General features: G+C 40.8%; 13 protein-coding genes. 9 read left to right on the top strand and 4 right to left on the bottom strand.

Annotation, left to right across the window (positions count from 1 at the left end):
- Positions 1 to 259 precede the first annotated feature (259 nt).
- Positions 260 to 2,638: a phosphoenolpyruvate synthase gene (gene ppsA / locus TI10_RS00925; protein ID WP_049581299.1), complete on the bottom strand. Its 2,379-nt coding sequence runs from the start codon at positions 2,636 to 2,638 to the stop codon at positions 260 to 262.
- A gap of 214 nt (positions 2,639 to 2,852) precedes the next feature.
- On the opposite strand from ppsA, the gene ppsR reads away from it, so the two are divergent.
- The 8 genes from ppsR to TI10_RS00885 all read left to right on the top strand — a co-directional run bounded on the left by ppsR (position 2,853) and on the right by TI10_RS00885 (position 11,121).
- Entirely contained in the window at positions 2,853 to 3,737 is an 885-nt protein-coding gene (ppsR, locus tag TI10_RS00920; RefSeq protein ID WP_074524861.1) for a posphoenolpyruvate synthetase regulatory kinase/phosphorylase PpsR, read from the top strand.
- 141 nt (positions 3,738 to 3,878) lie between these two features.
- Entirely contained in the window at positions 3,879 to 4,925 is a 1,047-nt protein-coding gene (locus TI10_RS00915; protein WP_049581298.1) for a 3-deoxy-7-phosphoheptulonate synthase, read from the top strand.
- Positions 4,926 to 5,097: 172 nt separating this feature from the next.
- Positions 5,098 to 5,295: a hemin uptake protein HemP gene (gene hemP / locus TI10_RS00910; protein WP_049581297.1), complete on the top strand. Its 198-nt coding sequence runs from the start codon at positions 5,098 to 5,100 to the stop codon at positions 5,293 to 5,295.
- A gap of 89 nt (positions 5,296 to 5,384) precedes the next feature.
- Positions 5,385 to 7,406, top strand: coding sequence for a TonB-dependent hemoglobin/transferrin/lactoferrin family receptor (locus TI10_RS00905; RefSeq protein ID WP_049581296.1), 2,022 nt, complete (start codon positions 5,385 to 5,387; stop codon positions 7,404 to 7,406).
- A gap of 31 nt (positions 7,407 to 7,437) precedes the next feature.
- A complete protein-coding gene (locus TI10_RS00900; protein WP_049581295.1) occupies positions 7,438 to 8,511 on the top strand; it encodes a hemin-degrading factor in 1,074 nt (357 codons plus the stop codon).
- Entirely contained in the window at positions 8,508 to 9,329 is an 822-nt protein-coding gene (locus TI10_RS00895) for a heme/hemin ABC transporter substrate-binding protein (RefSeq protein WP_049581294.1), read from the top strand. Before TI10_RS00900 ends, TI10_RS00895 begins: the two co-directional genes overlap by 4 nt.
- Positions 9,326 to 10,327, top strand: coding sequence for a FecCD family ABC transporter permease (locus TI10_RS00890; protein WP_049581293.1), 1,002 nt, complete (start codon positions 9,326 to 9,328; stop codon positions 10,325 to 10,327). Before TI10_RS00895 ends, TI10_RS00890 begins: the two co-directional genes overlap by 4 nt.
- Positions 10,327 to 11,121 (top strand): heme ABC transporter ATP-binding protein, encoded by a 795-nt coding sequence (locus tag TI10_RS00885; protein ID WP_049581292.1) that lies wholly within the window; start codon positions 10,327 to 10,329, stop codon positions 11,119 to 11,121. The genes TI10_RS00890 and TI10_RS00885 overlap by 1 nt, the downstream gene beginning before the upstream one ends.
- Positions 11,122 to 11,170: 49 nt before the next feature.
- On the opposite strand, the gene TI10_RS00880 is transcribed toward TI10_RS00885, so the two are convergent.
- Complete coding sequence (locus tag TI10_RS00880; protein WP_049581291.1) at positions 11,171 to 11,785, bottom strand: hypothetical protein; 615 nt, start codon at positions 11,783 to 11,785, stop codon at positions 11,171 to 11,173.
- Between the two features lie 264 nt (positions 11,786 to 12,049).
- On the opposite strand from TI10_RS00880, the gene TI10_RS00875 reads away from it, so the two are divergent.
- Positions 12,050 to 12,415 (top strand): helix-turn-helix domain-containing protein, encoded by a 366-nt coding sequence (locus tag TI10_RS00875; protein ID WP_049581290.1) that lies wholly within the window; start codon positions 12,050 to 12,052, stop codon positions 12,413 to 12,415.
- An 876-nt stretch (positions 12,416 to 13,291) separates the two neighbouring features.
- Here TI10_RS00875 and TI10_RS00870 read toward each other — a convergent pair.
- Positions 13,292 to 13,672: a hypothetical protein gene (locus tag TI10_RS00870; RefSeq protein WP_049581289.1), complete on the bottom strand. Its 381-nt coding sequence runs from the start codon at positions 13,670 to 13,672 to the stop codon at positions 13,292 to 13,294.
- 595 nt (positions 13,673 to 14,267) lie between these two features.
- Complete coding sequence (locus TI10_RS00865; RefSeq protein WP_049581288.1) at positions 14,268 to 14,723, bottom strand: hypothetical protein; 456 nt, start codon at positions 14,721 to 14,723, stop codon at positions 14,268 to 14,270.
- Positions 14,724 to 14,926 lie beyond the last annotated feature (203 nt).

Genomic DNA, 14,926 nt, shown 5'->3' with positions numbered 1-14,926 from the left:
GACAATTCTTAATGAATAAACCATATAACTAAATTAATATAAACGGGCTATGAACGAGACGTTTATTTCTCCTTTTTATGGTTCTACTTGTTAGAAACGCCTATATTGCTGTGTGTAGTCCTTGCCTATCACGCCCATGATAGGCTTTTTTTTGTTATTTTTATACTTTTCCACGGAGACCGTAATCAGTAACCTTAATTGTGAAAAAACCCGCCATTATTTTGACGGGCCTTTAATTTCAATTGCGTATTATTCTCAATTAACTCACTTTTGCTAATCCTAGCCAAGTTTTTACAACGGTATCGGGATTTAATGACAAGCTATCAATCCCCTCTTCCATCAGCCAGTGAGCGAAATCCTGATGGTCTGAAGGCCCTTGACCACAAATTCCCACATATTTGTTTTGACGTTTGGCCGCCTGAATAGCTAATGAGAGCATGGCCTTGACCGCATCATTACGTTCATCGAATAGTTCAGATACCACCCCAGAATCCCGATCCAAACCAAGAGTCAATTGAGTCATGTCATTAGAACCAATAGAGAAGCCATCAAAATGTTCAAGGAACTGTTCTGCCAGAATAGCGTTGGACGGAATCTCGCACATCATAATGACTTTTAATCCATTTTCACCGCGCTTCAACCCTTGGGACGCCAGTTCAGCAATAACCGCTTCAGCCTGAGCTACCGTACGTACGAACGGGATCATAATTTCGACGTTAGTCAACCCCATGTCATTACGTACACGTTTAACGGCTTCGCACTCCAATGCAAAACAGCGACGGAAACTGTCAGAGACATAACGCCCTGCGCCACGGAAACCTAGCATAGGGTTCTCTTCATCAGGTTCATAAATCTCACCGCCAACCAGATTGGCATATTCATTGGATTTAAAGTCAGACAAACGCACAATAACCCGCTTCGGCCAGAACGCCGCCGCCAGAGTAGCGATCCCCTCAGTCAAGCGCCCAATATAGAACTCAACCGGATTATCATAACCGGCCATCAGCGATTTTATCTCTTGCTGCAACTCGGGAGTTTGCTGATCAAACTCCAGTAATGCTCGGGGATGTACACCAATCATCCGATTAATAATAAACTCCAAACGAGCAAGGCCTACGCCGTGATTCGGCAATCGGGCAAAATCAAATGCACGATCTGGGTTGCCGACGTTTAACATAATTTTTATATCAAGCTCTGGTAACTGATCGACCTGAGAACTTTGTACAGTAAAATCCAGTTGACCCTGATAAACAAAACCCGTATCACCTTCCGCGCAGGAAACTGTCACCGGCTGATTCTCTTTTAAGCGCTCCGTTGCATCGCCGCAGCCAACAACCGCGGGAATGCCCAATTCACGGGCAATAATCGCTGCGTGACAGGTCCGGCCGCCTCGGTTAGTCACAATCGCAGCGGCTTTTTTCATAATAGGCTCCCAATCGGGATCGGTCATATCAGTGACCAGAACATCACCCGGTTGGATGCGATCCATTTCATTCAAGTTGTGAATAACTTTTACTCGACCTGCGCCAATACGATGGCCTATGGCACGCCCTTCCACCAATACCTGACCTTGTTCATTCAATTGGTAACGTTCCATAACCTGCTGGTTTGAGCGAACAGTTTCAGGACGCGCCTGAACAATGTATAACTTGCCATTATGACCATCTTTAGCCCATTCAATATCCATTGGCCGGCCATAATGTTTTTCAATTAATAGTGCCTGACGCGCTAACGCCTCAACTTCTTCATCAGCTAAAGAGAAACGATTGCGTTGTGATGTTGGTACATCTTCGATACGTACCTGCTTGCCATGTTCTTTATTGTCAGCATAGATCATATGCAATTTTTTGGAACCCAGGTTACGCCGCACAATGGCTGGTTTTCCCTTATTTAGGGTTGATTTATGAACATAAAACTCATCCGGGTTCACAGCGCCCTGAACAACCATCTCACCCAATCCGTAAGCAGAGGTAATAAAAACAACCTGATCAAACCCTGATTCAGTATCAATAGTGAACATCACACCGGAAGAGGCGAGATCAGAACGCACCATACGTTGCACACCCGCTGATAGCGCAACTCCTCGGTGGTCATATCCCTGATGGACACGATAGGAAATAGCGCGATCATTAAACAATGAAGCAAACACATGCTTGATGGCAACCATCACAGCATCAATGCCTTGCACGTTTAGAAAAGTTTCCTGCTGCCCGGCAAAAGAAGCATCTGGCATATCTTCAGCCGTTGCCGAAGAGCGGACAGCAAAAGAGGCTTCTGGCTCTCCTTCAGACAACTGTTGATAAGCATCCTGAATATCTTTTTCCAGTTGTAGCGTAAATGGCGTATCAATCACCCATTGGCGAATTTGGGCGCCGGCTTTAGACAGTTGATTGACATCATCAACATCCGTTTCATCCAGCAAGTCATAAATACGCTGATTGACGCCGCTTTGTTCCAAGAAATCATTAAATGCCTGTGCTGTCGTTGCGAAACCATTCGGGACAGAAACCCCCAATTCTGATAGGTGAGCGATCATTTCTCCCAGGGAGGCGTTTTTACCACCAACCCGGTCAATATCATGCATACCTAATTGGTTATACCAAAGCACATTACACGGGGTGAGGTCATTATTGGGCATTAAAACAATCCTTTTAACATTCATGAGTACAAATCGGAAAATTGGCGCTGCATAGAACAGCCATAAATAGACTAACACAATGTTTTCGCACACATAGAAAGGTGAATCGATCAACCCAACACATTATTTTTTTCTTAGGTATACTTGGCAGAAAATCAATACCCGGTTTTATTCAACTAAACAATTGGAAAGATAAAAGGTCACTATAAATATCATGGCAGAATTCAGATTAGAATCATCAGCAAAACGTAATAATAATGTTGAAAGCGTTGAGAATGTTGAACGCACCGTTTTTTTTATTTCAGATGGCACAGCAATTACCGCAGAAGTATTGGGCCATGCTGTCTTATCTCAATTTCCGATCAAAATAACCTCTTATACTCTCCCTTTTGTTGCCAGTGAAACCCGCGCAAAAGAAATAAAGCAACAAATAAACCAGATATATCAGGATACTCGTATAAGACCTTTGGTTTTCTATTCCATTATCTCTTCTGGAGTGAAAAATATTATTACCAGCAGCGAAGGATTTTGTCAGGACATTGTACAAACATTGGTCGCCCCACTACAGCAAGAAACCGGATTGGAACCCAAACCCGAACTTAATCGTACCCACGGTCTGACTGAGAAGAATCTCAGTCAGTACGATGCTCGCATAGCCGCTATTGATTATGCTCTGGCGCATGATGATGGGATCTCTTTACGTAATCTTGACCAAGCACAGGTTATCCTACTAGGCGTCTCCCGCTGTGGGAAAACCCCCACTAGCCTCTATTTAGCCATGCAATTTGGTATTCAGGCTGCAAATTATCCTTTCACTGCGGATGATATGGACAATTTACAATTACCTGCAACGTTAAAACAATTTCAACATAAGTTATTCGGTTTAACTATAAGCCCTGAACGGCTGGCGGCGATTAGGGAAGAACGTCGAGAAAATAGCCGTTACGCATCATTAAGGCAATGTAGAATAGAAATTTCCGAAGTTGAAGCTTTATTCCGTAAAAATAAGATTAATTATCTTAACACCACCAATTATTCTGTTGAAGAAATCTCGACCAAAATAATCGACATGATGAAGCTAAACCGCCGAATGTTTTAAAAATATATCAATAGGAATAATAGAGAAAAATTTATCATATGATTAATTATATCATTTGTTTAACTTAGTCGTTTTCGTTTATTGTAATTTCAATTGCCTATAGATATGCCTGCTAATGTGAAACGAACTTTGAGAAAATATATGTACAAAACAGATGGTTTAAGGACTCACCGTGTCGATAGTTTGGTAACACCTCAAACTCTTGCAATTCAATTTCCCGTATCCGAAAAAATCGTCAACAATGTGACGGCGTCACGGAAACGTATTGCAGACATTCTCTGTGGGAATGATCCACGGCTTATGGTAATCATCGGCCCTTGCTCTATTCATGATATTGATGCCGCTTTGGATTATGCCCAGCGGCTAAACAGATTGCGTGAAAAATACCAGCACAGACTGGAAATTATTATGCGAACTTATTTTGAGAAACCGCGCACAGTAGTAGGCTGGAAAGGTTTAATTTCAGATCCCTATCTCGACGGCTCTTGCCAGATAAATCGGGGTATAACTTTAGCCCGGAAATTACTGGTTGACGTCAATGAGTTAGGTTTACCCACGGCAACCGAATTTCTGGATATGACGACCGGCCAATATATTGCCGATCTGATCAGTTGGGGCGCAATCGGAGCCAGAACAACAGAAAGCCAGATTCACCGTGAAATGGCATCCGCCCTTGCCTGCCCAATTGGCTTTAAAAATGGTACGGATGGCAACATCCGTATCGCCATAGATGCAATCCGCGCAGCCAGTGTTTGTCACACATTTCTCTCGCCAGATCAGCACGGTCAGATGGCCATCTATCAAACTGGAGGCAACCCATACGGTCACATTATTATGCGCGGCGGCAAACAGCCTAATTACAATACCAAAGATATCGCTATAGCTAGTGCCCAGCTACGTGAATTTAATTTACCAGAACATTTAGTTATCGATTTCAGTCATGGTAATTGTCAGAAAATGCATAAACGCCAACTGACTATAGCAAAAGAGGTGGGCCAACAGATTCAAGAGGGTTCTACCGCGATTGTTGGTGTGATGGCTGAAAGTTTTCTGGTTGAAGGCACCCAGAAAATCATTCAAGGGCAACCACTAAATTACGGTCAATCAATCACCGATCCTTGTCTAAACTGGCAAGATACAGAACAACTTATTGACATTCTCGCCGAAGCAGTAAGTTACCGTTTCTGAATCCTTATTCCGAGTTGGCCTTTTTCATTCATAAAAGGCTAACTGACAACAAATTAATTAACTTGCACTAATGTGTTTATCATGATCACCAAAAATATTGCTTGAAGTCACCTCTTTATATAACGATAATAATTCTCACTATGATAATAGTTAGTATTCGCAAAGTGGTTTTATGACTAAAATATGTCACCAACATTCTTTCATTGCACTTAAAGAACAATGCAACATCTATCCTGCTGAAATTGTGCAAATTGGCTACATTGACAGTAAACAACTATTAGGTGAACTAGGAATTACCAAAATTCGTCACCAAGGAGAATTTTACCAATTGCGCCAAACTAAAGCCGGTAAGCTGATACTAACTAAATAAAATAATAACTCAGCCAGCCACCCAGATCGCGTATCGGGGCAGCCAGCTATATCCATAACTCATAAAATATTATTATGGAGATTCGTCTGATGTCTCAATCTGCAAGATCAATACTTAAACTATCAGCGTTAAGCTTAGCAATTATCAGTAGCATTTCGGCTGCTCATGCAGCAATAAAATCGCCCGATTCCGACAGTGATAAATCATCCCGCGATGTGATAACTGTCTATGCAACAGGTAATGAAAGGGATAGTTTCGAAGCTCCCATGATGGTGACGGTGATAAAGAGTCAGTCACCACAAAGCCAGACCGCAGGTAATGCTAACGACCTCATCAGAAGAATACCTGGCATTAATATAGCCGGTACAAATCGCGCTAATGGGCAAGATGTCAGTTTGCGTGGTTATGGTCCAAAAGGTGTGTTGACATTGATTGACGGTATTCGCCAAGGTACCGATACCGGTCATATCAATGGTACGTTCCTGGACCCAGCACTCATTAAACAAGTCGAAGTTGTACGCGGACCTTCCGCCCTACTCTACGGCAGCGGCGCTTTAGGCGGTGTTATTGCTTATCAAACCGTTGATGCCGCAGATCTTCTGCAAGCGGGTCAAGATCACGGATTCCGCGTTTTTGCTCGCGGCGCCACAGGCGACCACAGTATGGGCTTTGGTGGCGCGACTTTCGCAAAATCAGAATCCCTGGATGGCGTATTTGCCTTCAGTACCCGTGATTCAGGCAATATCCGTCACGGCGGTGGCGTAGTTGGCGATAATGATGAATTTATCAGTAACCTGATGGCAAAAGGCAGTTGGAAAATTGATGACAACCAGTCCCTGAGCAGCCAATTACGTTATTACCGCAATGAGGCTAATCAACCTAAAAATCCACAAACACTCACCGGAAAAAATAAAGATCCTAATACTTGGACTGACCGCACGACAACTCAGCGTGACGCCCAACTTAGCTACCAATTAAATCCGGCGGAATATGATTGGTTAAATGCCAAAACCGACCTTTATTATTCAGATATCACTATCGATGCCCGTACTAAGAAAAAGGGGTTTGAAGGCCGTAAGCAGAAAACCTATGGCATAAAATTGGAAAACCGCTCCCGCTTGTGGACAGACAGCCCGCTGGCGCATCAATTCACTTATGGTGGTGAAACTTACAAACAGAAACAGGCCCCAGAGGGTAATACAGATAGCTTCCCTGACGCTAATATCCGCTTTTATTCCGGCTGGTTGCAAGATGAAATAACTCTGCGCGACCTGCCAGTCTCTATTATCGCTGGGACTCGCTATGACAACTATAAAGGAACTAATTCTAAAGACGAGGCTGTCAGCGCAGATAAATGGTCTTCCAAAGGTGCTATCAGTATCACGCCAACTGACTGGTCGATGCTGTTTACCTCTTACGCTCAAGCTTTCCGCGCACCGACAATGGGAGAAATGTATAACGATTCTATGCACTATCCCGGAAACTTCTGGACTCCCAATCCAAATCTCCGCCCAGAAAGTAATGAAACGTGGGAGTCTGGTTTTGGGTTACGTTTCGATAATCTACTGGCAGATAACGACGAACTGAAATTCAAAGCGAGTTATTTTGATACTAAAGCTAAAGATTATATTAAGTCAGATATAGTCAATCGAGGGAGGAATACAACATCTGTCAATATCTCTAGCGCCAAGATTTGGGGATGGGATGCGTCTATAAACTATGAATCCAATCTGTTCTCTTGGGAACTGGCTTACAACCGCACAGAAGGTAAAGATGAAAAAAGCGGTGCATCTCTTGATAACCTCAACCCAGATACTATTACCAGCATACTGGACATCCCTATTGCACAAACCGGTTTCTCTGTCGGCTGGGTAGGTCAATTCACCAAACATACTAATTTCAAAGGTAAAGATGCCAGAGGTAGAGATCCTAAACAACAAGCCGGCTATGGCGTTAATGATTTCTATGTCAGCTATCAAGGTGAAGGAATACTAAAAGGTGTGACTACTACAGCAGTTTTGGGTAACGCTTTTGATAAAGAATACTACTCGCCACAAGGAACGCCTCAGGATGGCCGCAACGCCAAACTGTTAGTCAGTTACCAGTGGTAATTAAAATAAATATATTTCAAGGAGTTAAATTGTGAATTCGTCACTTTATGAACGTTACTTGCAAGCCAAAGCTGACAATAAAGCCAAATATGCCCGTGACTTGGCCGCCTACCTGAATGTCAGTGAAGGTGAATTATTGCATAGCCGCGTTGGTATCGATGCCAAACGCCTTAATGTTGACGCCCCGACGTTACTGGAAGAGTTAGCTATTGTTGGTGAAATTAAAGCGATCACCCGCAACGATTTTGCTGTTCATGAACAAATTGGCCGGTACGAAAATACACGTTTCAGCAGCCATGCTGGATTAGTCCTGAACCCTTATGAGCTCGACTTGCGGATATTCTTTGAACATTGGAGTAGTGTGTTTTATCTGGTTGAACCCGCAAAAAATGGTATGCGCCACAGCATTCAATTTTTTGATCATCAGGGTGATGCACTGCATAAAGTTTATGCAACAAGCAATACTGATATGGCAGCTTGGGAAGCGCTGATCGAAAAATATCAAACAGAAGACAACCCTGCACTGGTCATCAAGCCTATAGAAAAAACTACCTATTCGACCATAACAAATGAACTGAAAGCCCAGCTTGATGAAGAGTGGCGAGCAATGACTAACGTTCATCAATTCTTCACATTACTTAAACGCCATAATCTGAGTCGTCAGCAAGTTTTCAATGCGGTACAGGGCGATCTGGCTTACAAGGTGGAAAATTCCGCGCTGAATGAGCTCATTAACACCGCTTATCACGATCAGAATGAAATCATGATTTTCGTCAGCAATCACGGTTGCGTACAAATTTTCACCGGAAAGCTGGAGCGTCTGATGCCATATCAGGAAGAAAACTCAGATCAGAAATGGATTAATATCTTTAACCGCAATTTCACACTACATTTAATAGAGAGTGCTATCGCTGAAAGCTGGGTAACTCGTAAACCAACAGAAGATGGTTTTGTCACTAGCCTTGAGCTATTTGATGCTAATGGCAATCAGATTGCTCAACTGTTTGGTCAACGTACAGAAGGCACTCCTGAACAAACTCAGTGGCGTGAGCAAGTGGCTGCTCTACCAAAACTGCAATTAATACAGGAAGAGAGTGTAGTATGAAACAATGGCTTCTAATATTTGTCCTTGCGGTATCATCGTTCAGTGCTTTTTCCACTGAACGGATCGTCACTATCGGCGGCGATGTATCTGAAATTGTTTTTGCACTTGGTGAAGGTGAAAAAGTTGTCGCCAGAGACAGCACCAGCCAGAAACCAACCGAATTGCTTACCTTACCCGATGTCGGCTACATGAGAATGCTCAACCCTGAAGGTATTCTCTCTATGAATCCGACGCTGGTTCTAACCAGTGAGTTGGCAAAACCTTCACTGGCGCTTAAGCAACTCCAGGATTCTGGCGTAGAAGTCATTCAGATAACCGGAAAAGCAGCGTTAGAAGCCATTCCTGAAAAAATTAAGGCCGTCGCTAAGGCGGTCAATCAGGCTGAACGTGGCGAACAACTGATTCAACAATATCAAAAAGCGCTAGCAGGAATACCGACAACTACCTTGCCCACCCGTATTCTGTTTGTAATGAGTCACGGAGGCATCATGCCAATGGCCGCCGGGCAAAAAACCGCAGCGGACAAAATGATTCGCGCTGTTGGCGCCACTAATGCCATGCAAGGTTTCAACAATTATCGCCCACTTTCCCAAGAAGGTGTTATTGCCAGCGCGCCAGATCTGTTATTGGTGACGGAAGATGGCGTTAAATCAATGGGCGGTTTGGATAAAATCTGGCAATTACCCGGATTAAAACATACCCCTGCCGGTCAAAAACAACAGGTTTTAATTGTAGATGATATGGGGCTACTCGGTTTTGGCCTCGAAACCCCCTCAGTAATGAAACAACTTAGACAGGCGGCGGAGAAGACTCAATGAGCCGTATGAAGTCTCCGGGATTGGGTTTAGCGTTTCTTTGTTTATTATTGTCCGGGTTGGCTATCGGTTCTGCCAATATTGGCGCATTATCATTATCTTTCAAGACATTATGGGAATCTTCGATTAGTGATCCCCAGTGGCAAATCTGGCTCAATATCAGGTTACCAAGGGTGCTATTAGCCATACTGGTTGGCTGCGCTTTAGCGGCCTCCGGCGCGGTAATGCAAGGGTTATTTCGTAATCCGCTAGCTGATCCTGGCTTACTAGGTATCAGCAGCGGAGCCGCACTGATGGTTGCAATGGCAATTGTTCTGCCAGTCAGCCTGCCATCTGCAATTGCTGTGTACGGACATATTATCGCTGCTTTTATTGGCAGCTTATTAATTTCATTACTGATTTTTTCACTCAATAAATATAACTACGGAAATCTGGCCCGTTTATTACTGGCCGGGGTTGCTATCAACGCCCTTTGTATGTCCGCTGTTGGCGTCCTGAGCTATCTCAGCGACGATCAACAGCTACGACAATTCTCCTTATGGATGATGGGTTCACTCAGCCAGATAGAGTGGCCGACATTGGCAATTGCCGCATCTCTAATTATTCCCGCCACTATCCTAACTTTCAGCCAGGCCCGTAAACTGAATCTGCTGCAATTAGGGGATGAAGAGGCCCACTATCTTGGTATAAATGTCCAACGCACTAAATTCCAGTTATTACTACTCAGCGCCCTGCTTATTGGCAGCGCTGTTGCATTAAGTGGTGTTATTGGATTTATTGGGCTAGTTGTCCCGCATTTGATCAGAATGCGATTTGGTGGTGACCATAATTGGCTGCTCCCCGGCGCCGCGTTAGGCGGAGCTTCTCTTTTGCTTACCGCAGATACACTGGCAAGAACATTGGTCTCCCCGGCAGAAATGCCTGTTGGCCTCATCACTGGTTTAATCGGCGGCCCATATTTCTTATGGTTGATCCTCAAACAACCGGGGAACCGCACATAATGGATGCCATAAAAAATAATATTTCTCTGCAAGCACAGAATTTAAGCTATTCAATTGGCAATCAGAAAATAATTGATAATGTTTCGCTCTCGGTAAATAAAGGCGAGATTGTCGCCATCATTGGGCCAAATGGCGCCGGGAAATCCACATTATTGCGACTATTAACGGGATATATAAAACCTGAGCATGGGCAATGTTATTTACATGGAATACCCATTGAGCAATGGCCGGCTGAACAATTAGCCCGCACTCGCGCCGTCATGCGTCAACATAGCTCACTCTCCTTTCCTTTCAGTGTGGAAGAGGTGGTTGCTATGGGACGCTCTCCTCATGGTATCCATCATAAACAGACAGCAATTGATACTGCTATTGAGCAAACAGATTGCCAGGAATTACGTCACCGTGACTACCGGCAACTCTCCGGTGGTGAACAGCAAAGAGTACAACTCGCTCGCGTCCTTGCTCAACTTTGGTCTCCAACACCAATAGAGTGTTGCTTGTTTCTTGACGAACCCACATCAGCCCTGGATCTCTACCACCAGCAACATACTTTGCGTCTGCTTTATCGACTGACACGGGAGCAGCCTATGGCTATGTGCTGTGTTCTACATGACTTGAATCTTGCTGCCCTTTATGCAGATAAAATCTTTTTGCTACATAAAGGGAAACTTGTCGCTGCGGGCACGCCAGAAGAGGTACTAAATGATCATACTCTGAGAAAATGGTATCAAGCAGATCTTGGCATTACCCGCCATCCTGAAACCCAACAGCCTCAGATTTATTTAAGGCAATAACAGCAAATCTGACAGGCAAATTATTTCAATTTTTTGCCTGTCTTACTTTTTACTTGCGAAATTTTATTGCATCAGGCAGATACCAAAAAGTTGCAATCAGACACAAGCAATAACCCAGAAGTTCACATCCTTCCTCAACCATGTTTTTTACAGCTCGATTAAAATGTTCGAGCATTAAACCTTGCCATAATTCTCCCATACCAAATAAGCGGGAAAAAACGAGTACACACAAAATACCCGCAACCATCATGCCGTAACTTTGATGGCGCGTAAAATGAACAAGCCCAACCAATGTATCCCTGCCTTTATAAGCAGCATAAAAAATACAAATGAGCGCTAACGGAATAGCAATCCACGCCCAGGCGCCATGAAATATTTCATCGAAAATAGAATCCAACTCTCTTATCAATAAACAAGCAAAAAAACCTGATATTAAGACTAACGCGGGACGCAATTGACTATTCTTTTTCGCTTCCAACAGAAATACAGCAGAAATAACAAACAGTATACTCTCCTGAAAAATTTCAGTTAATGAGCTCTCCTTCACTGCATTCTGCAAATAGATAACATCAATAAAGAGTAAGCCTATAACCATAGCGAAAATCAGAGCATAAAAAACAAAAAATGCCAACTTTTTAGTTAAAAAAATCAAGTCCGATTGCATTACAACCTCCATTAAATTAAATAACGAACGATGATACTGTTTTAAATAAATTAGTGAAGATCATTTGATGCTACTTATTGTTAAAACAAAGGGAATTTGCATAAATGATAATAATTATCAATTATAAATAGCACTTTTTGCCTATAGATATCCCGGATTTATTTTAAAATACACACCATTAGTCACCATCGTTATTATCATTATGAGAATAACTAACGAAATCTAATGCTTTAGCAACTAGCCCACCATTAGTGGGAGGTGAAAATGTCAGAAAATGTAGTAAATGATATTGTCAGATGGCTCGAAACTCAGCTCCAACGTAACGAAGGTATAAAAATAGCGACCATTGCTGACAAAAGCGGTTATTCAAAGTGGCATCTACAAAGAGTGTTTAAAGAAGTGAAAGGCTATACCCTGGGTGAATATGTTCGCAAACGGCGTTTACATGAAGCAGCAAGATCTCTGCGTGAAGAAAACCTGCCAATCCTTGATATTGCCTTACAGTATGGTTTCAGTTCTCAGGCAACATTTACTCGGATCTTCAAAAAACACTTTAATACCACGCCTGCTAGATTCAGAGAAAATGGCAATCTCCCTGAATTAAAGTACTTCTTAGGTCATAAGCAATAACCGAGTCCCTAATAACCTTATTGATAGTATTCCCTAATGGTCAATATTTTATTGACCATTTAAATAACTTTCCAGAATGGTGCTACACCTTATCCACCAACAACCCTATGTATAACAATGAGTTAAAGAAAACCATGTGTAGTGGAATTATGAAACCTTATTTAACTTTTATGTCATCTGAATTCATTAACTCCCCAATTATTCAAAAAACAAAATAAGGATTTTACAGCCAGAGAACAGAGAACAGAATAAGTTATTTCAGATAATAACTTTATTCAATGATAATAAAATCCATTCGATTCTATTAATCCAAGATGAATAAACTGATTAATATAATTTTAAAACAAAAATATTTTCATACAAATCACAACCATAATGTGAGATGCTTTCTTATTTAATCAACAAGATAATATCTTACTGAAAAAATATTAAAAAAATACAATCAAAAATATAAAAATACCATTTTACTTATTTTTCTCCAATGCATATTGGCAAAAGATTATTATTTGTTGACAATTAATATTAATTCGAATAACTTATTTAATAATACTTAATAACCCAGCCAAATAAAATCAATAAAAATCAGATATCAGATAGTTATAGACGCCTTTTCCTAAAATTCAATGTATGTTCAGTTATTAAGAAGTAAAAACCCTGAAGATTAAATATCAGGGTTTTTATTAAAATTTAATCTCAATTCACCATTTGTCCCAATAGATATTATTTTGAAGACAATTTGAATACTGCCCAATTTTAAATTGGCAAATAAAATAATTTAATGGGACAAACTTTTAATACCTTTAACGTAAATAATAACGAATAATATTTTCTATAGGAATTTTCACTCCAATCATTCCTAATTTTTACCATCCTTTATCATTCCAAAATTCCACTACCTGTTCCACTACCTGTTCCACTACCTGTTCCACTACCTGACCCACTGCCTGATCCCTTATCCCCCTTAATTAATACACCATTGATATAGCCATGTTTATTATATTCATATCCAGTAGTTCTAATAGTGACTTTTTTCGAATTAAGGTGTGCAAGAATCAAAGTTAATAAACTACCACTCCCTTGATAACCACCATCAGAGTTATCCAAAAGAAAATCCCGTGAAGCACCTTTGTCATCAACAATGATCACATGAACATTGTTTCTGGCTATTTCTGGAGCAATTTGAATAGAGGATACAGTTACATCAGAAATCGTCACATTAGGTTCAACTATATTATTAGAATTGTTTTGATCAATCATAATATATTATTCCTTATAAGATTAAATTCACATCAAGTTATAAATATAGAAATTCATATTAAACCAAAAACTTAACTAATTTATTGAACATCCATATTCAACCATCATAATCCATAAACTTATAAAAAAATAAAAACACTTTCCAACTTTAAAAATAGTGTAGAACTAATAATGCGTCAATAAAAGACCAAAGAAAATAAAAACCAAAAAAAAACAAACATTCAATTTTAGTTTAAATAACAAATTAAATTACCGTATGTTTTTTATTTTGAGTTTAGCGATCACATATTTATATATTGCATTATTTACATTGAACAGACAGTAAAGAAAGAATCCTCCTAATAGTAGTAGTTAGTAATTATATGATCAACAGAAAATTCAAGATAAAAAATAACGGATAGATAATCCAAAATTCATATAGTTATAGCAATATACATAGGTAATAAGGGAACTCTATTTCACATTGAAATTAGATCAGTCATTAAAAATCACGATAACCGATTAAATGGCAGTCATAACATCAGAAAAAAATGACAAAAAATAAGATGAGCCAGATCTATCTCTTATAACATAGAATAATCTGACTCACTGTTCACTACTTCATCGTAAATTCAACTGACCATGCGTAGGTCGCAATATTAGTAGAGGTGATGGTTGCATTACAAACAGCGCCTCCACTCGGCGTTGCTCCTTTATTCCATTTTGGAATTTTAACGCCATTAACATATGCGTTCACAAAAGTGGTCATAAATTCGCAAGTTTTAACCCCTATTTTATATCGCACCATCGCATAGTTTACATCAGGTGAAAGTGGGCTTTGAACCTGATAACTATTGATTTCTCCCGGCCCTACGCTTGGACTAGGTTTAGGTATTGCATTTACGTATGTACCGGATTCATTATTAGTAATGATGGTATAAACAGCATTCTCGCTACCAGACGCACCAAGATGCTTAAATGTCACTGTTACGGGTGGACCTGCATAAGCAGCACCTGCGGCAGTAAGGGAAGCAGTTGCAAACAGGGCCAACAACGATTTGCGTACTAACATGTTAGATACTCTCCTTTATGTTGTTTAGGATGGCTTACTGCGTTTCAATACAACTTTCTTTTCTATAATTTATTTTTCCGTACAATATATTCTCAACTTCATAAAGTAAATTTCCACTTTATGTCTCTATAATATAGACCACTTTTTTGCAGAATTTATTTAAATAGCGCACATTAATAAAGTTTAAGCATTTTTTGAAATGG

The sequence above is a fragment of the Photorhabdus luminescens subsp. luminescens genome (genome assembly GCF_001083805.1).
Taxonomy (GTDB): domain Bacteria; phylum Pseudomonadota; class Gammaproteobacteria; order Enterobacterales; family Enterobacteriaceae; genus Photorhabdus; species Photorhabdus luminescens.
Note: the sequence above shows the minus strand (reverse complement) of the source record. Positions and strands in the feature narration are given on the sequence as shown.